We start from the raw sequence: 18,419 nt of genomic DNA on the forward strand, positions 1-18,419 counted from the left end.
CTATGTTTGAAGATTTTAAAAAGGACTTTTACCTAGCAGGTCCAGGATATCTATTAAACCATTCCGTTGGCCGGCCATTAAAATCGACCGAGCAGGTCTTTAAAGAAGCCTTTTTTGCGCCTTGGCAGGAGTCGGGGCGTGAACCTTGGGGCCAGTGGCTGGGTGTGATTGATGATTTTACCTTTGCTTTATCTAAACTATTTAACGGCCACCAAAAGGATTTTTGCCCTCAGGTCAATCTTTCCAGTGCGCTGACTAAAATTGTCATGTCCCTCGACAGATTGAACCGCGAACACGCCGTTGTGTTAATGAGTGAGATTGATTTCCCCAGCATGGGTTTTGCCCTTAAAAAAGCGCTGCCTGCCAGTTGCGAAGTACGTTTTATTCCTAAAGGGCTCGATATCACCGACCCTAATGTGTGGGATGCGCATATCAGCCGCGATGTGGACCTGGTGTTTGTTAGTCATGCTTACTCGAATACGGGGCAGCAGGCGCCATTAGCTAATATTTTCACCATAGCCCGTGAGCGAGGTTGTTTGAGCTTAGTGGATGTAGCGCAATCGGCGGGGATTATTCCGCTGGATCTCGCGCGCCTACAACCCGATTTTTTAATCGGCTCGAGTGTGAAATGGCTCTGCGGCGGCCCTGGTGCTGCCTATCTTTGGGTTAATCCCGCCATATTGGAGAGTTGTCAGCCTAAAGATGTGGGTTGGTTTAGCCACGAGAATCCGTTCGAATTTGATATCCATGATTTTCGTTACCAGCATTCCGCACTGCGCTTTTGGGGAGGGACACCATCAATCGCGCCTTATGCCATTGCCACCCATAGCATTCATTATCTTGCTGGTTTAGGTACTCCGTTGCTGCGTAAATACAATCAGCAATTGATTGATGCTGTGGCACAAGAGCTCGACCATGAGTTTGTGTCGCCGCGGGATACTGAAAAGCGCAGCGGCACGCTTATTCTGCAGTTCGGTAAACAGCAGCATCAAATGATGACGGCATTGGCGAACGCGAATATTAGTGTTGACGCCCGCAGTATGGGGATCCGGATTTCTCCGCATATTTATAACAATATGTCTGATATCAAGTTGTTACTTGATGTGATTAAAGCAAATCGCTAACTTAAATGATTTAAAATGGCTTGCTAGGCTAGGCTAGGTTGTACCACGTAATTACAACTAACAAGGCACAACACTCTGGGAGGCAAACCGCGACATGGTCGTTCCCGTATGCCGGCGTTAACTCACCGTCACACAGGCAACTTGAGGTTATTTATTGGGTGCGATCATGCTTAAATCTTGTAGTCATAGCGGCAGACCATAGGTCGCGGGGTGTGGAGCTTGGGATCGCTGGGCGTGATCGCTAAATCTGCAGGTAGCATAACAGTATCGATGATCAACGCACTGCTCATATCAACGAGTGTCAGCGGGATTGTAAAGAGCAGCAAGGGCGGGGCCGCCAACGCGGAGATAATCATACACTCCTCGCCATTATCAACAGCCGTTTGCACACTTGAGAAAGAATGACCCCAAGTTGAATCTTCTCCCATCCTCGACGTTATCGTTGCACATCCCGTGAGAGAACAGCACACGACCAACCAAGTCAACCAACGCATAACCACTCCATTGTTTATATGTGAAAAACTGTATTGCTTCGGTATGACCTACTCACTTGATCAACTGAGAGCGTTAGTGATGTGGAACCAGATCTGGTTTCATTTGACGCCAACCTGTTCTGTTTCAACAGCTTGGCATTCTAACTATATGATTATATCTGTCAATTATTCATCAACAGAAACGAGATACAGCCAACCTCAATAACCTAGTTGTTAACGGCGACTATTGTTTTGGATAAGTATTATACCAATCACATTAAATATCTCATCAGTTCAGAGCCTCACAAGCATCTCAATCCAAGGCGTATTGACGCAGAAATGGTATTCCCTTTTAAGTCAATGCAACACCGGAGTGGGATGCTTGTGTGGCTCCCGAAGGGCGGCTGATGTTCACTACATGGCAACGCGCTTTATACTGCGTTTAAGGCTTTCGACAGAGCACCACTATGCCTTCAAGCCTTCGCCTTGTCTAAAGCGCGTTGAACTCCCGCTGAATGAACAGATATTTAATACGATTGGTATTAATCATTGAGGTTTGTATGCCGTGCTCTTGCAGAACTCAGATGAGTTTTGAACATACTCTTTAAAATCAGTCTCCACTTCCCTCACTGGCCATCTAGCTACTTTTATTACTTTCCTTAAAACTGTTTCAGTAAATATTCGCTTGAGGGTAGGCCGAGAGCATATTATGTTGCTGATTTAAAATGGATGACTGGATTTACGCTTGGCGATGGCCACGCTACAAGTAGAGTCTACCGAGAGGTAACAGGATGAACAATAAAGCAGCGGCGTCGACAGAGCAAGACACACAACCGTTGAACGACAGCCGGTATGAAGACCTGCCGCGCAGTGAGTTCCTGCAATTACCCCAAGAGGAGCAAGACCGGCTCAATAAGCTACGTCAGCAGCGGGTACGCGAGGCACCGACCCTCTATGAGTGGGATATTAAGGTAGCGACTGTGTATGGCATTGGGTGGATCATGGTCCTTATTCCGTGCGGGATTACGGCTCTAGTTGGGTTGGTGACATACTGGTATGGATTTGAGCAATGGTATTATTTTCTCATCATAGTGATGATTTTTGGGCCATTTATGCGCTACCTCTGGTTGGCCGACAAACAGTACCATTATCGGCTCACCACTGAGGGTTTAGTTACTACCTATCATGACGCGATTCCGGATGCAGCTTACGCGGTAGTGCGGGGGTTGGCTTGGTTTGGGGTGGTGGTTTGTATTGTCGGGGTGGCCTTTTTAGGCCCAGCAGCGCTGATTGGTGCAGGTGGAATGGCTCTGGGGGCATTTTTCTTTACTGGTTTTAAAAATGTAGAAACCACCTCAATAAGTGCTATCAAGCGTGGACACTCCCATATGATAAAAGTGACCCACAAGAGGCCATATATATCGTGTGATACAGACAGGTTTTATTTCGGATATTATTCAAATCTCGACTGTTATTGTCATCCCGAAGATATGCATAAAGTGTTGTCGCTACTGATGAAGCAATTACCGGGGTCGGAACTCTTTTTATTGAAAAATGAACGAATAGTTGGCCTCTCTAAAGTTGGTACCCGTGACGGCGAACCTGCCCAACTGGCAGATTTTACCCCTGACAATCCCCTGCCCAGTTAACGTTTTTTCTCGCGCCTATTATTTATTGGCGCGAGATTCGGTGTCCATCAGTGGCTGCTTTGCCACTAAGATGCTGGCAGGCCTTTCGCGGCGAGGTCGTCAAGAGCGAGAAAACATTAAGTACGAGCTGTGTGGGTAGGTTAACGATGACCGTGCAGTCCGTGGGCACAGCAAAGGAATCGCTATATGAATAAGAGATCAGCGCCGCAGTTGGCGTCGACAGAGCAAGAGACACAACCGTTGGACGACAGTCTGTATGAAGACCTGCCGCGCAGTGAGTACCTACAATTACCCCAAGAGGAGCAAGACCGGCTCTATCAGTTGCGTCAGCAGCGGGTACGCGAGGCACCGACCCTCTATGAGTGGGATATTAAGGTAGCGACTGTGTATGGCATTGGGTGGATCATGGTCCTTATTCCGTGCGGGATTACTGCTCTAGTTGGGTTGGTGACATACTGGTATGGATTTGAGCAATGGTATTATTTTCTCATCATAGTGATGATTTTTGGGCCATTTATGCGCTACCTCTGGTTGGCCGACAAACAGTACCATTATCGGCTCACCACCGAGGGGTTAGTTACCACCTATCATGACGTTATACCGGATGCCGCCTACGCGGTAGTGCGGGGGCTGGCTTGGTTTGGGGTGGTGGTTTGTATTGTCGGGGTGGCCTTTTTAGGCCCGGCCGCCTTGGTCGGTGCAGGAAGTTTTGCCGTGATGGCATTTTTCTTTACTGGTTTTAAAAATATAGAGACTACTTACGAGAGCCCTATAAAAAATGGGCATCGTCATTTGATTAAGGTAACGCGGAATCGTCCATTTATTGCCTGCCAATCGGATGTACGAACAATGGGCTTACGCGCAAGCATTCGTCTTCATTGCCCATTGGATAAGATGCACACTATCTTGTCATTGCTAATGACGCAGTTACCTGACTCTGAAATCCGTGTATTTAAAAATGAGCGCGTGTTAGATGGCGTACCATTTGCGTCATTTGAGTTAGGCGAACCTGCCCAACTGTCAGATTTCGCCCCTGACAATCCCCAGCCTAGTTGAATAAAGCGTGGACACTTAACAATAATGGCGAGGTAGTTAACTTCCGACTATATAGGTGGTTTTTCTGCTGCACCCTCGTTTAATTTAGATCAGTTTTTAACCATCTATCTCTATTGTTGCTGTTGTCTGGCGTGCCTTCTCTGAATGATAAAAGAGTGGTTGGCGATGATGCCTATTTAGAGAACAACGCGATGATTGAATCAGAATAAAAGTTGTATATACCTTCAAAATACAAAAAGCCCCGATAGCGTTGTTATCGAGGCTTTTATATTTATGTATCAATTACATAAAGCGAGCCGGTTGTATAGCGCTAGCCATTACAGACTGTAGTACATTTCAAACTCAAGTGGGTGAGTTGTACGTGCTACGCGCTCAGCTTCTGCTGTTTTCAGTACGATATAAGATTGGATGAAATCTTCACTGAACACGCCGCCTTTTGTCAGGAACTCATGGTCAGCTTGCAGATTTTCAAGGGCGTTTTCTAATGACGTTGCCACTTGTGGGATTTCTGCCGCTTCTTCTGGAGGCAGATCGTACAGATCTTTGTCCATCGCTTCACCTGGGTGGATCTTGTTTTGGATACCGTCAAGACCCGCCATTAGCAGCGCTGCGAAACCTAAGTATGGGTTTGCATGTGGATCAGGGAAACGCGCTTCGATACGACGGCCTTTAGGGCTTGGTACCACTGGAATACGGATTGATGCAGAGCGGTTACGGGCAGAGTAGGCCAACATAACAGGTGCTTCAAAGTGTGGCACTAAACGCTTGTAAGAGTTAGTGCTTGGGTTAGTGAAAGCGTTCAGCGCGCGAGCGTGCTTGATGATACCACCGATGTAGTACAGCGCCGTTTCACTTAAACCTGCGTATTTGTCGCCAGCGAACAAGTTAACACCGTCTTTTGCCAGAGATTGGTGAACGTGCATGCCGCTACCGTTGTCACCAACGATGGGTTTAGGCATGAAAGTCGCCGTCTTACCGTAAGCGTGTGCCATGTTGTGCACTACGTACTTCAGAATTTGGATTTCATCCGCTTTCTTAGTCAAGGTGTTGAAGCGAGTTGCGATTTCGTTTTGACCCGCAGTCGCCACTTCGTGGTGATGCGCTTCAACCACTTGGCCCATTTCTTCGAGCACTAAACACATAGCGCTACGTAGGTCTTGTGATGAGTCAACCGGTGCAACTGGGAAGTAACCGCCTTTAACAAATGGACGGTGACCTGTGTTGCCGCCTTCGTAGCTAGTGCCTGAGTTCCAAGCCGCTTCTTTAGCGTCGATCTTAACGAAACAACCTGACATGTCAGTACCGAAACGGACATCGTCAAATAGGAAGAATTCTGGTTCTGGTCCAATCAATACAGTATCAGCGATACCAGTAGAGATCAGGTAAGCTTCTGCTTTTTTAGCAATTGAGCGTGGGTCACGGTCGTAACCTGTCATAGTACCGGGTTCAAGAATGTCACAACGGATCAGCGCTGTGGTTTCTTCGGTGAAAGGATCCAGTACGAATGTCGTTGGATCTGGCATCAGTACCATGTCTGATTCGTTAATGCCCTTCCAACCTGCGATAGAAGAACCGTCAAACATTTTGCCGTCTTCGAAGAAATCAGCATCTACCTGATGAGAAGGAATAGATACGTGCTGCTCTTTACCTTTAGTGTCGGTAAAACGTAAATCAACGAACTTAACTTCTAATTCTTCAAGTTGCTTTAAAACTGATTCAACTGACATTCTCAAGCCTCCGGTAGGGTAAAGGGATGCCCCTTCTATAATCTTTTAACTCAAGTGATTTATCTTGAGCCAAACTTACGAGCTATAAAGCGATATCCATGCCAATAATTTAACTTACTGATTAACATGGTTTAAAATCTTTGTTGCACTTAATTGGATTCGCGTGTGCACCATAATAGTGCTTTTGTCTGTGGCATTTTGGTGCATTACTCCATTTTGGTGCGCACTGAATTGATTCATGCAAACCTTAAGCTGGGATGCACAGCGATAACATGCACCGCTTATATGGCACTGAGATGGCAATGACGCTTTGGCTTTCACTATCTCAGTAAGTACCGCCTCTGTGAAGCTTGCACATACTTGCAGCACTGCACGAGACTATTTATCACCACCATAACCGCCGCATAGCCGCATAATTGTCATAAAACCACGCTAGTCTGTCCAACTATGCCACGCATTATCAATCCAATAGTGGTTTATTATCATATTATTAGGAAAGAGTTCGTTCTCATGTGCGAAATGTCTTTGCTGTTCACAGGCCAAGTGAAATCAGTGATGCGTAAAAAGGTATCCCGTGACAATGAAGTGAGTCTTAATGCCATCGGGTGTAAACGCCAACATGAACGTTAGATTAAGTGTGCCGCAGAATTTATTGCAGTGTGTTCACGTGGTAATTTCTCTGTGTCTAAGTCGATTTTGCTGATGCTTAAATCGACATTAGCAGTGCTAACATTGAATACGAAAAATAGCAAATTCAGCTGCTTAACTCGGATTTTCCCTACGAATATGGCAATTAAACAGAGCGTTAACTCTGGCTATAGAGGATTTCATTCAGTGGATGATTGGCGGAAATTACCCAAGGATTGGCAGATTGTTTTATAAGTGTTCAAAAATAATCCTGTGCGCCAAGGCCGCTCTGGAGTAGAATGGCACGCTTTTTATTGTGGCGGATCGAGCTCGATCGCCATAACGAATTACTGAAATATCCCTATTTTTGTTTGATGGTAAGAGGTTTATCCGTGCTAGAGAATTTACGTAACATCGCCATTATTGCACACGTTGACCATGGCAAAACGACCCTGGTAGACAAGTTGCTGTCACAGTCAGGCACCCTTGCAACCCGAGGAGAAGCCACTGAGCGGGTGATGGACTCCAACGATCTTGAAAAGGAACGTGGGATCACGATTCTGGCAAAGAATACTGCCATCAAGTGGAACGACTACCGTATTAACATCGTTGATACCCCAGGCCACGCCGATTTCGGTGGTGAGGTTGAGCGTGTTCTGTCTATGGTTGACTCAGTATTATTGCTGGTTGATGCTGTTGACGGTCCAATGCCACAAACTCGCTTCGTAACGAAGAAAGCGTTTGCTCAAGGCCTAAAGCCAATCGTTGTTATCAACAAAATTGACCGTCCAGGTGCACGCCCAGATTGGGTTATTGACCAAGTATTCGACCTGTTCGATAACTTAGGTGCAACTGACGAGCAGCTAGATTTCCCAATCGTCTACGCTTCTGCGTTAAACGGTTTTGCAACTTTAGATCCGGATGTAGCGAGCGATGATATGACGCCGCTGTTCCAAACTATCGTTGAAAAAGTATCTTTCCCAGATGCTGACGCCGAAGGTGCGTTCCAGATGCAAATTTCGCAAATCGACTACAACTCATACGTGGGTGTTATCGGTATCGGCCGCATCAAGCGTGGTAGCGTTAAAACTAACCAACAAGTGACTATTATTGGCGCTGATGGCAAAACTCGTAACGGTAAAATGGGCCAAGTATTAGGTTACATGGGTCTAGACCGTACTGAAGTTGAAATTGCTAACGCTGGCGACATCGTTGCTATCACTGGTTTAGGCGAGCTGAAAATTTCTGACACTATCTGTGCCGTTGGTGCAGTAGAAGCTATGCCACCTTTGACTGTTGATGAACCTACTCTGACCATGACTTTCCAAGTTAATACTTCACCTTTTGCAGGTAAAGAAGGTAAGTATGTGACTTCACGTAATATTCTGGAGCGTCTGCAAACAGAATTAGTCCACAACGTGGCACTGCGTGTTGAAGAAACAGAAAGTCCAGATCGCTTCCGTGTATCTGGCCGTGGTGAATTGCATTTATCAATCCTGATTGAAAACATGCGTCGTGAAGGTTACGAGTTAGCCGTATCACGTCCAGAAGTTATTCTGAAAACTATCGACGGTGAACTGTGTGAACCATTTGAAACCTTGACTGTTGACGTTGAAGAAGAAGATCAAGGCACAGTAATCGAGAAATTAGGTACCCGTAAAGCTGAAATGAAAGACATGCAGCTTGATGGTAAAGGTCGTGTACGTATCGACTTCATCATCCCAAGCCGTGGTTTAATCGGTTTCCAAACTGAGTTTATGACAGCGACTTCTGGTACTGGTCTAATTTATCACTCATTCGACCATTATGGTCCGCACAAAGGTGGCGATATCGGTCAACGCGCTAACGGCGTATTGATCTCTAACGCAACGGGTAAGGCATTGACCTTCGCACTGTTCGGTCTGCAAGATCGTGGTCGTCTCTTTATCGGCCATGCCGCTGAAGTATACGAAGGCCAAGTGGTTGGTATTCACGCTCGCTCAAACGATCTGACAGTTAACTGTTTGAAAGGTAAGCAGCTGACCAACATGCGTGCTTCTGGTACTGACGAAGCCCAAGTGCTGACGACGCCAATCACAATGACACTTGAGCAAGCGCTTGAGTTCATCGATGATGATGAATTAGTTGAAGTAACGCCTAAGAACATTCGTGTTCGTAAGAGACACTTGACTGAAAACGATCGTAAGCGCTTTAACCGCGGTTAATGCCAGCCTATTAATTCAGGTGATTCGCCCTTAAGGTGAGCCAATCGGTTTAAAAAGCCCTGCATAGGAAACTGTGCAGGGCTTTTTGTTGGGATAAATTGAGTAATGGGTATTAGTCGTCCTCATCTATCACCCGTATGCAATTGCGGCCAGCGGATTTTGCGCGGTAGAGGGCGGCGTCCGCTTGGCGAACGAGTTCTAAAGCATTTTGTTTGTTAGAGGGTTGCAGATAGGCGACGCCTGCGCTCACTGTCACAATCCCAAGGTCGGTATTTGCATGCGGAATGGCAATGGCTTGGATCAGCTGATGTATATGCTGCGCTGTATCGAGTACCGTTTGTTTGTCGACATTCGGTAATAGAATGACAAATTCTTCGCCCCCGTAGCGAGCGACTAATTCGCCCGCTCTGCGACCGGACTGGGACAGTGTACTCGCTAATTGTTTAAGGCAATCGTCTCCGGCGAGGTGGCCATAGTGATCGTTAAATTGTTTAAAGTGGTCAATATCGAGCATGATGAGGGCCAGTGAGGAATTACTCCTTTGTCCTCGACTCCACTCTGTTTGTAACATCATGTCAAATAGGCGGCGATTGCCTATATTGGTTAAACCGTCGGTATTGCTGAGTATTTCAAGTTGCCTATTGGCTTCTGCCAGCTCACAGGTTCGAGCTGTGATCATGGATTCAAGTTCGACGTTACGTTCCTCTAATCGCGCGATCGGGTAAATCTCCCCTTTGTGGGCTAAGCCGTAGGGGATGGATATGCCACTGTGGACAATCATCCAGTCGTTGTTTTCTCGGTGAAATATCAACACTAGCCGTGCTGTCTCGCGGGAAAGCATAGGATTAGGGATAGGTAAGTGGATATGGAAAAAGGCAGTCACAACCACGAGGTTGTCGGCAAGGTCTTGTAAAGAAAGATCTAACATTTCGATGTGGATTCGCTCAGGCACTTGTGCAAAGTCCTGACGAGTGATTCGCACCCATTCTTCCCTGCTGGTGACAAGCTGGTCACTGCTCCCTGCATAGCCGCTAAAGTTATCACTAAAGCGACGAGTTAGCCTGTCATCACGGGAGGCATACATCTCAATATATTCGTCAAATAACGAATGGATCAATTGCTGTCGGTCGGGTCGCATAGGTTAGCTCCGTTGGGGAACATAAAACCATTTTTCTAATATCCGTATAGGAATATTATCTGCGATAAAGTCTAGCTGTTGCCTGATTGTAATCAATTTTATGACGTATATATTAAAAATACTGCAGAGAGTGATGTAAGCCATTATCTGCAGTATGCTTTGGGGATATTATCTAGTGCCCAATTCTATTAATCACTTGGATCAATTCCATGCGGATGTTGTCTGGTGTTTGGCTATGCCAGAACCCCGCTAAGTAAGCGCCCAGCGGTAGGATAAATAATGCGATGAGCACTAATGCGAGCAATCCCTTATGACCGAGTCTGTGGCCAGATTTCAGTCCAAGGCCGAGGGCGGCGGATTTAGGGCAAGCCGCGACACAGCGCATGCAGGCTTGGCACTCGTCACTGCGAACCGTGGTTTTAGTGTGCACTATGATGTTTGCTGGGCAAGCGCGGGTACACTTGTCGCATTTCATCCCTTTTGCTTCGATAAGGCAGTGCTGGGTATTGCGGCGAATTTTTAATGGGCTTGCAAAGCTTAAGATCCCAAGCATAGCGCCATAGGGACACAAGTAACGGCAGAATCCCTGACGACGCCATGCCGCTAAAGCGAGGATCAGCGCAAATACCAGTAGCGTGATTAGGCTGGGTGTTAGGAAGAACAATGCCATCTTCAAGTCGGCAATCTTATGATAATTACCTTCAAGATAATGGGGGATGGATTGTGCTGGCATACCAATGACTATGTAGCAAAGTGCTAGGAGTAATAGATATTTCAACATTCGCAGTGGCCAATCTAGCCAAGCGGGTGGTGTAAGCTCTGATTTAATAAAGCGTTTTCTAAAGGAATACAGGTATTCCCCTGCCAAACCTAATGGGCAAGCCCAACCGCAAAATGCCCGCTTGCAGAGTAAACCTGTGAGTAATACCGCCGCTAGCATGACTGCTGCCGCAGGATGGGTTTGATCCCACAAATTGAGGCTGATAATGGCTTTAAGCTCAATGCCACCCGCAATCGGTAAAAAGGCATCGACTACGTCGGGGCGCATTAGCCAAGGTGTGATTCCTTGCTTAAGCAGTACGGTATTGATTGTGTATTGTATGGCAACCAGCAAGAGCGATAGCGCTAAGGCATGTTGAGTCCCTTCACGAAGGGTATTGATTTTAATTTCACCCTTGAGTGCATCAGGCGCAAATTTATGCCCAAGTAGCATCAGTGGTAGTGCAATAAGAAGCCCGAGAGCCAGTGGCCAACAAAGACTCATTGCCACCGCACCGATACTGAGCAACAGTGTGGCGACCGCGCCCCATTTCTGGCCGCTCCAATAGCTGAGGGAGGCGAGATACATGAGTGCCAACATCAGCGTGAGTGATTCGATAAAAGTCATAGTGATGAATACAGCTAATAAGTTACAAGTACAGGCTCTGAGTGGTGAACTGAGGATAAGTTTTTGAGTAATAAGTGAAATTGTGCGTCAGATCTAAGATTCGCGCTATCAATCAATTAAAGCGCGCCATAGCTCACAAAGCTAAGTGTTTTAGTCTTGCACAAATAAAGTATGGCTTGCAGGGACATAGGGCGAGGTCACACAAAGAATAAAAAGCCCCAGCAATTTATTTTGCTAGGGCTTAGGAGTTCAGTGGGGCATTTGGATTAATTTTTTGATTTTTCGAGTGCTTCGATAAATTTGCTCGATTCGTTAATCGAGGTGTTCATCTCTTTAATCAGGCCAGAAATATCGGTTTGCAGACTCGCAAATTCGCTTTTAATCGCACCAATGGCTTGGGCGTTCAAGTTATGCTTGAGATACAGCATATTGTCTTTCATGGCGGTGAGTATCGGCGGCATTTTCGACTCGGCACGGCGCATACTTTTGATCAATTGTTCATAGGCGCGGCGCGTTTCTTTGAGTTTAGCTTCACTGTTGCGGCGTAGATTAGCTTTACTGATCTCGCTAATTTCATTTTGCCATTCATCGAACAGGGCTTCGGCTACATCTTCGACTTTATTGATGCGGTTGCTGACGTTATCGGCGGCACTTTGAGCCGATTCGTATTCATCTTTCGCTCTGCTATAGGCTTTTTCTAAGTTGCCATCACTGTAATTGAGCAGTGCTTGCATTTCTTCTAGGGCAGAGCTGAACTCTTTTTGAGCATCCTGTTGGGATTTTTTCGCATCTTTAACTCTGTCGACCATAATATCGCGTTTATGGTAACCGACCTTTTCCATTGCGCCGTAGTAGGCACTCTGGCAACCACTAAGCAGGAGGCTTGCGGCAATCAGGCCTGAAGTTATCAGTCTTTTCATTGGGTATTCCGTCACTGAGTGAATTGAAATTAATCGGCCTTAAATCGGGCCGCATCGATAATGCTCCACAGATGAAAGATAGCACCTATTACTGCGGGCACAATTAGCCACCAGAGGGCATAACCCACCACTGTGATAATGAAAAATAACAGTGCGGCCATAATGCGGCCTTGTAATAGTTGGCCTAACCCAGGGAAAAATAGGCTAGCAATAGCGGAAATAACGTTACCCGCAGATCCTTGTTGAGACATCAATTCACTCCTTAGACTTGTAAATTAAGTGTTTATTGTACGAAGATAACGAGTCTATACCAACAGAATCAAGAGAAACCCGTGACTAAGAAGATAGAACTGGCACAAATTCGCGTCTTATTCCTCGGGATTTGGCACTTCCTGCTGCATTTACAGCGGCGTTTAGTGGAAGATCAGATCAATATCCGCGCCGGACATTTGGCCTATGTCACGCTATTGTCACTCGTGCCTATGGTGGCCGTGACTATGTCTATGTTGTCGGCGTTTCCGGTGTTTAAGGGCATACGTGGGCAGATAGAAGGCTTTGTTTATCAGAACTTTTTACCCGCCGCTGGCGATACTGTACAAGTGTATATCAATGAGTTTGTCGCCAACGCTTCTAAGGGCACAGCCGTGGGGATTGCCGCTTTAGTGGTGGTCGCTATTTTGCTGATTTCCGCTATCGACAAATCCCTTAATAACATTTGGCGTACTAAAGAGAAGCGTTCCGTGGTGGTCGCATTTTCTATGTATTGGATGGTCATCACTTTGGGCCCTGTTTTGGTGGGGGCCAGTTTGGTGGCGACTTCCTACGTAGTGTCATTGAAGGTTTTTGACGGTCAGTTGTCGGGTGTGGTGCCCGTGTTTCTTGAGCGCTTGCCCATGCTGTTTTCAGTTGCGGCATTCTTGCTGTTGTATATGGTAGTGCCTAATCAAAAGGTGAAGTTTCTACATGCACTATTAGGGGCGATTGTCGCCGCAATCTTGTTTGAGTTAGGTAAAAAAGCCTTTGCCTTGTATGTGACTCAGTTTCCGAGCTATGAAGCAATTTATGGGGCTTTAGCCGTGATCCCTATTATCTTTGTCTGGGTGTATTTATCGTGGATGATAGTATTACTCGGCGCGGAAATTACCGCGGCTATGCCAGAGTATTTAGATTATGAGTCGAGCTCCGATGAGGATGAAACGGATCTAGATGGTAAGCCTTTACAAGACTGCCAAGATAATCAGCCTGTAACCTTAACTTCGGCAGAAGTAGATGCACTCAAGGCCGTGGCGAAATCGGAATGACATCCCTAAACGGTTAAGTAATGGCGATAACACTTAATGCCTGAATCCTTTCCTCCTTTTATCCGCCGCGACTGGTTTAGCGTTGGCAATGGTCAGCAATTACATCTGGCGCAATACGGTAATCCTCAAGGTATCCCGCTGTTGTATTTGCACGGTGGTCCGGGAGCGGGTTGTGATATCGGTGATTTAGCCTTATTTAATGGCGAACAATATTGGATTTTGCTGTTAGATCAACGAGGTTCTGGGCAGTCCTTGCCCTTTGGCGATTTAGCCCATAATCATCTTAATGGTTTGATCTGCGATATGGAGGCGATTCGCCTCGCGTTAGGTATTGAGCGCTGGTGTTTAGCGGGCGGCTCCTTTGGGGCCACATTAGGCTTAATTTACAGCGGATTATTTCCCGAACGGGTGATAGCGCAAGTGCTGTGGGCGTTATTTATTCCGTCTAAAGAAGGCATCGATTGGCTCTATGGCGCTGACGGCGCGGCAAAATTGCAACCAGCGGCTTATCGACTCTTCAGTGGTAATGCGCCCGTTGCGCCATCGCTGGCTGAACTGCTGGATTCGTACCATCAAGGTTTGGCATCGGCCGATGAAAACCTGCGGCACCATTTTGCGCGGCGTTGGGTTCAGTGGGAGCTAAAGCTCGCGGGGGCGAGATTGGTGTTGCCAAGACAGTTACCCGACCCAGTATTAGCGTTAGCTGATATCGAATTGCACTTTGCTCGGCATGATTACTTCAATGCCATGAGTGTGTTGCAACGCGTGACGCCTAGGGTGAAGGCGCGTAGTGTGTTATTGCAAGGAATGCAGGATGCGATTTGCCCAGCGGCGCTATTACGCGATTTTTTGGCTGGGTTAGAGCATGCTATTACGATTCAATCTGTTGCCGACGGCGGACATATGCTCAATAGCGAGTCGTTGTTTTTGGCGGTCACAGCAGAAATCCATGCTATGTGGTCGTGGATACATCAAAGGGAAATACAATGAAAACATTGCTCATCAGTGCCAGTTTACTCGGATTAACTGCCTGTGCCGCCACGGCGCCCTCGCAAACCAGCGCGATTGACCCAGTGGTGGCTCAGGAGAACGTGAGTGCACCCGTCGCGCCCAAAGTCGTTGAACTGGGTGGATTGACCAATGAAGCTGCCGCGGAGCGCTTGTATCAAGCGTTGATTAACGCTAACTACTTGGCCACCAAAGTTGCGCCAACTAAAGTCGCGGTGCAGTTTGGCGATAACCAGTTTTTGCTTGAGCCGAGCATTAATTCTGCGGGCATTGACCGTATTTTAATGAATCGTTTCTATGCCGTGCATCCGCAATTACAGGCTAGCCAAGAGCTGCCTGTGGTGATTGGCACTTTGAATCAAAAGCTTAATTTTGCCAAGTTCGTGTTGCTGGACCAAGGCGCTGTGATCCAAATACAAGGCACAGTCACCTTTGCCGACCGTGTTGAAATCGAAGAGTTACGTCGCTTTATGTTATGGACCAATGGCGGTTTGGCACAAGTCGCGCAATCCCTGCCAGATGGCATCGATCAATATATTCGTCCTATCCCGCTCATGCAGCAAATGGTTCCCGTTAAGCCTTAATCTAAAAAGGAAAAGTTGTGATTGCGTTAATTCAAAGAGTGAGCCGCGCCAGTGTAGTGGTTGATAACCAAACCCTAGGTGAAATCAATAAAGGCTTGTTGGTTCTGCTCGGTGTCGAGCAAGAAGATACCCGCGAGAAGATGGAAAAATTGGCGACTAAAGTCATGAATTATCGCGTTTTTTCAGATGAAAATGGCAAGATGAATCTCAATCTAGAACAAGTCGGTGGGTCTTTATTAGTCGTGTCACAATTTACCTTGGCCGCTGATACAGGCCGAGGCTTGAGGCCGAGTTTTTCAGGGGCGGGTACGCCGGATCAAGCCTTAGGCTTGTATGAAGAGTTTGTCGCATTCTGCCGCGCTAAGGGCGTTCACACAGAAACCGGACAGTTCGGCGCCGATATGCAAGTGTCCTTAGTCAATGATGGCCCAGTGACCTTTAATCTGCAGGTGTAGTTTCTATCGTGATGTTTATCTAGGGGTCTAGGTGATGGGGTGCTAGGCATAATCAATGTCGCTTGTACCAAGGGAGTATTAAGGGAATGCACATGGATCAATTACTCATTAAATTACGCCAGACTTGGCACAGTACGATCCCCGTTAGCGAGTTTATGCAGATAGTGCCACTCGATTACAGCGAGGGAGAATTTCGAGTCACAGCGCCGATGACGCCCAATATTAATCTGCATCAGACCATGTTTGCGGGCAGCATTTATACCTTGATGACCTTAACAGGCTGGGGTGCCGTGTGGCTAAATCAACAGTTGGTGGGCGTGGCGGGTGATATTGTGCTCGCCGATGCCCATATTCGTTATCTTGCTCCTGTGACTTGTGACCCTGTGGTAAAAGTGCAATGGCCAGATGTGGATCTCAGCCCGTTACAAAGGGGGCGCAGGGTTAAGGTGAAGCTGGAAGTGCAATTGTATTGTATGGATTCACTGTGTGCGGTTTTTGAAGGCCTGTATGTTAGTACGTCGAAAGCATGAATGCGTCGAAAACAACTTAGTGTATCTGTACGTCGAAGGTGACGTATAACCTTTCTAAAAAATCGAAGCTAATCTCAGATTTTATCCGCTTTATTTCTTTTTTATGGGCTAATACACTAGCGTCATAGAGTTGAGATATTCCATCTGACTCTGAGTCATTTACCTATTTTCGGAGCAGATTATGTCTAAAGTCTTAATTTTAAAATCAAGCATTCTTGGCGGTTATTCACAATCTGCCGTGTTAATTGACCACTTAGCGAGTCACTGGGAAACCCAAGGCGCCGCTATTACAGTGCGTGATTTAGGCGGTAAAGACGTACTGCCTATGGTAGACGGTGAAATCGCTTCTGGGTTACGCGGTGGTGCAGAATTATCGGCACGTCAGCAAGAAATGCTCGCCTTATCAGATACCTTAGTCGCTGAATTAAAAGCGAACGATACGATTGTTATCGCTGCACCTATGTACAACTTTACGATACCGGTTCAACTTAAAAACTGGATCGATTTTGTCGCCCGTGCCGGTGTGACTTTTACTTATACTGAAACGGGTCCAAAAGGATTAGTGGAAGGTAAACGCGCTGTGTTAGTGACGACCCGTGGCGGCGCTCACAAAGATGGCCCAACGGATCATGTTGTACCTTACTTGAAAACGGTTTTAGGCTTTATGGGGATCACTAATGTTGAAGTGGTTTACGCCGAAGCGCTGAACATGGGTCCTGAAGCACACGACAAAGGCATGGGCGAAGCGAAACACAGTATCGATCAGCTGAAAGCTTAATTGTTCCGTTGATTAGCTGAGTCATTTGATTTAGCTGAATAAATAATGCCAGCCTTTAATAGGCTGGCATTTTTGTATGTCCATTTCAGCTAAGCACGCTTGGCTTAAGTGGCTAGGTTTGAGCAACTAGACTCGAGCGGCTAGTTTTAAGTCGCAGATTTAGCTGTTTATTCGCAAAGGCTGCAGCCTTTGGCTAGGGTGCTTGTCTCAACATAACGCACCTTAGTGCTGGCTTGGTCGCGATTACGACTGATGCTAAAGCGTGCATGGCGCTCAGTTTCAAGCGGCTTTTCAGCAGTGTTACCCTGTGTGGCTTCAAACTGTAACGCTTTGGCATGATTTGTTTTATGCATACACCACCTCGCAGATATTTAAGTCATCACAATGTACAGACTGGCCTGATTAGCGCCGCACAACCAAGGCTTAAATTAGCTCGGCTGGCAGCAGACTAAATCTTTAAGCGAACCGCCATTTACCACGCAGCTAAAGCCATTGGCCTTGAGAATGTCGCAGCCTTTTTGCGCTCGAATACCCGCGCCACAATAGAGCACGAAGGGATGCTGTTTATTGTCAACTTGGTGTAACCATTGGTCGAGCATTGGCAATGGCACATTAATGGCTTGGGGCAAGTGACCGGAGGCAAATTCCTCTGGTGAACGCACATCAATCACCCGTGCGCCTTGCTCAATCAATTGCCAACATTTTTCGCCTGAGTGGCTGCCGGATAACTTAGCCAGTAAAGATTGAAACATAGCATTGCCCCTACCATTAGAAAATTTTCAATAAGTTTATTCTAATGAATTGGCGAGTGCAAGCGCTGCAGATTATCGGCAGTGAATGGTTTTTGGCATTGCCGGCACTAGGCAAGTAGTTAGAGGCTAGACACATTAGCTCTTTGATAGTGAATGATGTCGTGGAATACCACGGCTTGCTCGTTTAGATTGCGATAGCCATGGGGTTTGTCGGCCGCAAATCGTACCGCTTCACCTTGCTTGAGTGGTTGCCACTCGCCATCGACTAGCACTTCCATAGTACCGCTCAAGACAATGACATGCTCAGTGACACCCGTTTCATGGGGCTCAGAAAGCCGCTCATAGTTTGGCAGCAGGGTCAGTTCAAACATCTCGAAACCGAAGCGCTCTTCAAAGGGGAAGAGTGAGGCGACTAGCATGCCGTCGGTGGCGGGTTGTTGGCGTAACTCGTCGGGCTTACGGAATACTGCGCCTTGGCTCTGGGGTGTGGGTTCGAGAAAGGTCGACAGCGAGATATTGAATCCACTGGCAATTTTCCACAGCGTCGCAATAGTTGGGCTTGATTCACCGCGCTCGATTTGTCCTATCATGGCCTTACTAACGCCCGTCTCTTGGGCGGCTTTATCTAAACTCCATCCCTTTTGGTTGCGAAGTGCTTTAAGCGTGGTGGCGAGATAGCTGTTTATCGTCTGCACAATGGCCCCAT

19 protein-coding genes are annotated in these 18,419 nt (G+C 46.9%); 10 read left to right on the forward strand and 9 right to left on the reverse strand.

Annotated elements, in window-relative coordinates:
• Nucleotides 1-2 precede the first annotated feature (2 nt).
• Nucleotides 3-1,124 carry an aminotransferase class V-fold PLP-dependent enzyme gene (locus tag L5M71_RS11415; RefSeq protein ID WP_263179382.1) on the forward strand — a complete coding sequence of 374 codons (1,122 nt, stop codon included), beginning with the start codon at nucleotides 3-5 and terminating at the stop codon, nucleotides 1,122-1,124.
• A 170-nt stretch (nucleotides 1,125-1,294) separates the two neighbouring features.
• On the opposite strand, the gene L5M71_RS11420 is transcribed toward L5M71_RS11415, so the two are convergent.
• Nucleotides 1,295-1,618 (reverse strand): YceK/YidQ family lipoprotein, encoded by a 324-nt coding sequence (locus L5M71_RS11420; protein WP_105251113.1) that lies wholly within the window; start codon nucleotides 1,616-1,618, stop codon nucleotides 1,295-1,297.
• Nucleotides 1,619-2,388: 770 nt separating this feature from the next.
• Here L5M71_RS11420 and L5M71_RS11425 point away from each other — a divergent pair.
• Complete coding sequence (locus tag L5M71_RS11425) at nucleotides 2,389-3,246, forward strand: hypothetical protein (protein WP_263207384.1); 858 nt, start codon at nucleotides 2,389-2,391, stop codon at nucleotides 3,244-3,246.
• Nucleotides 3,247-3,432: 186 nt separating this feature from the next.
• The gene (locus L5M71_RS11430) at nucleotides 3,433-4,302 is read left to right on the forward strand and encodes a hypothetical protein (RefSeq protein WP_263207386.1); all 870 of its coding nucleotides are present in this window, start codon (nucleotides 3,433-3,435) and stop codon (nucleotides 4,300-4,302) included.
• A 317-nt stretch (nucleotides 4,303-4,619) separates the two neighbouring features.
• On the opposite strand, the gene glnA is transcribed toward L5M71_RS11430, so the two are convergent.
• The gene (glnA, locus tag L5M71_RS11435; RefSeq protein WP_113941334.1) at nucleotides 4,620-6,029 is read right to left on the reverse strand and encodes a glutamate--ammonia ligase; all 1,410 of its coding nucleotides are present in this window, start codon (nucleotides 6,027-6,029) and stop codon (nucleotides 4,620-4,622) included.
• A gap of 1,019 nt (nucleotides 6,030-7,048) precedes the next feature.
• Here glnA and typA point away from each other — a divergent pair.
• Nucleotides 7,049-8,860, forward strand: a complete 1,812-nt coding sequence (gene typA / locus L5M71_RS11440) for a translational GTPase TypA (protein ID WP_105251119.1) — start codon at nucleotides 7,049-7,051, stop codon at nucleotides 8,858-8,860.
• A gap of 112 nt (nucleotides 8,861-8,972) precedes the next feature.
• Here typA and L5M71_RS11445 read toward each other — a convergent pair whose 3' ends face one another.
• From L5M71_RS11445 to L5M71_RS11460, 4 genes are all read right to left on the reverse strand, one after another.
• The gene (locus L5M71_RS11445) at nucleotides 8,973-9,998 is read right to left on the reverse strand and encodes a GGDEF domain-containing protein (protein ID WP_263207388.1); all 1,026 of its coding nucleotides are present in this window, start codon (nucleotides 9,996-9,998) and stop codon (nucleotides 8,973-8,975) included.
• A gap of 172 nt (nucleotides 9,999-10,170) precedes the next feature.
• Nucleotides 10,171-11,385 (reverse strand): 4Fe-4S binding protein, encoded by a 1,215-nt coding sequence (locus L5M71_RS11450; protein ID WP_263207390.1) that lies wholly within the window; start codon nucleotides 11,383-11,385, stop codon nucleotides 10,171-10,173.
• A 266-nt stretch (nucleotides 11,386-11,651) separates the two neighbouring features.
• Nucleotides 11,652-12,305 (reverse strand): DUF2959 domain-containing protein, encoded by a 654-nt coding sequence (locus tag L5M71_RS11455; protein ID WP_263207392.1) that lies wholly within the window; start codon nucleotides 12,303-12,305, stop codon nucleotides 11,652-11,654.
• 29 nt (nucleotides 12,306-12,334) lie between these two features.
• Nucleotides 12,335-12,556: a hypothetical protein gene (locus L5M71_RS11460; RefSeq protein WP_006079786.1), complete on the reverse strand. Its 222-nt coding sequence runs from the start codon at nucleotides 12,554-12,556 to the stop codon at nucleotides 12,335-12,337.
• A gap of 81 nt (nucleotides 12,557-12,637) precedes the next feature.
• On the opposite strand from L5M71_RS11460, the gene L5M71_RS11465 reads away from it, so the two are divergent.
• The 6 genes from L5M71_RS11465 (at nucleotide 12,638) to azoR (ending at nucleotide 16,961) form a co-directional block, all read left to right on the forward strand.
• On the forward strand, nucleotides 12,638-13,606 hold the full coding sequence (locus L5M71_RS11465; RefSeq protein WP_063884972.1) for a virulence factor BrkB family protein: 969 nt from the start codon (nucleotides 12,638-12,640) through the stop codon (nucleotides 13,604-13,606).
• A gap of 36 nt (nucleotides 13,607-13,642) precedes the next feature.
• On the forward strand, nucleotides 13,643-14,596 hold the full coding sequence (locus tag L5M71_RS11470) for an alpha/beta fold hydrolase (protein WP_263207395.1): 954 nt from the start codon (nucleotides 13,643-13,645) through the stop codon (nucleotides 14,594-14,596).
• The gene (locus L5M71_RS11475) at nucleotides 14,593-15,198 is read left to right on the forward strand and encodes a hypothetical protein (RefSeq protein ID WP_012586536.1); all 606 of its coding nucleotides are present in this window, start codon (nucleotides 14,593-14,595) and stop codon (nucleotides 15,196-15,198) included. The genes L5M71_RS11470 and L5M71_RS11475 overlap by 4 nt, the downstream gene beginning before the upstream one ends.
• Before the next feature lie 17 nt (nucleotides 15,199-15,215).
• Complete coding sequence (gene dtd / locus L5M71_RS11480; protein ID WP_263197195.1) at nucleotides 15,216-15,653, forward strand: D-aminoacyl-tRNA deacylase; 438 nt, start codon at nucleotides 15,216-15,218, stop codon at nucleotides 15,651-15,653.
• Nucleotides 15,654-15,745: 92 nt separating this feature from the next.
• Nucleotides 15,746-16,183, forward strand: a complete 438-nt coding sequence (locus tag L5M71_RS11485) for a thioesterase domain-containing protein (protein WP_263207399.1) — start codon at nucleotides 15,746-15,748, stop codon at nucleotides 16,181-16,183.
• A gap of 181 nt (nucleotides 16,184-16,364) precedes the next feature.
• On the forward strand, nucleotides 16,365-16,961 hold the full coding sequence (azoR, locus tag L5M71_RS11490; RefSeq protein WP_105251130.1) for an FMN-dependent NADH-azoreductase: 597 nt from the start codon (nucleotides 16,365-16,367) through the stop codon (nucleotides 16,959-16,961).
• A gap of 167 nt (nucleotides 16,962-17,128) precedes the next feature.
• Here azoR and L5M71_RS11495 read toward each other — a convergent pair whose 3' ends face one another.
• From L5M71_RS11495 to L5M71_RS11505, 3 genes are all read right to left on the reverse strand, one after another.
• Nucleotides 17,129-17,314 carry a hypothetical protein gene (locus L5M71_RS11495; protein WP_168826480.1) on the reverse strand — a complete coding sequence of 62 codons (186 nt, stop codon included), beginning with the start codon at nucleotides 17,312-17,314 and terminating at the stop codon, nucleotides 17,129-17,131.
• A gap of 75 nt (nucleotides 17,315-17,389) precedes the next feature.
• Nucleotides 17,390-17,713, reverse strand: a complete 324-nt coding sequence (locus tag L5M71_RS11500; protein WP_219255030.1) for a rhodanese-like domain-containing protein — start codon at nucleotides 17,711-17,713, stop codon at nucleotides 17,390-17,392.
• A 119-nt stretch (nucleotides 17,714-17,832) separates the two neighbouring features.
• Nucleotides 17,833-18,408 carry a helix-turn-helix domain-containing protein gene (locus L5M71_RS11505; RefSeq protein WP_219251347.1) on the reverse strand — a complete coding sequence of 192 codons (576 nt, stop codon included), beginning with the start codon at nucleotides 18,406-18,408 and terminating at the stop codon, nucleotides 17,833-17,835.
• Nucleotides 18,409-18,419 lie beyond the last annotated feature (11 nt).

It is taken from the genome of Shewanella sp. SW1 (assembly GCF_025653545.1).
Classification (GTDB): Bacteria; Pseudomonadota; Gammaproteobacteria; order Enterobacterales; family Shewanellaceae; genus Shewanella; species Shewanella oncorhynchi.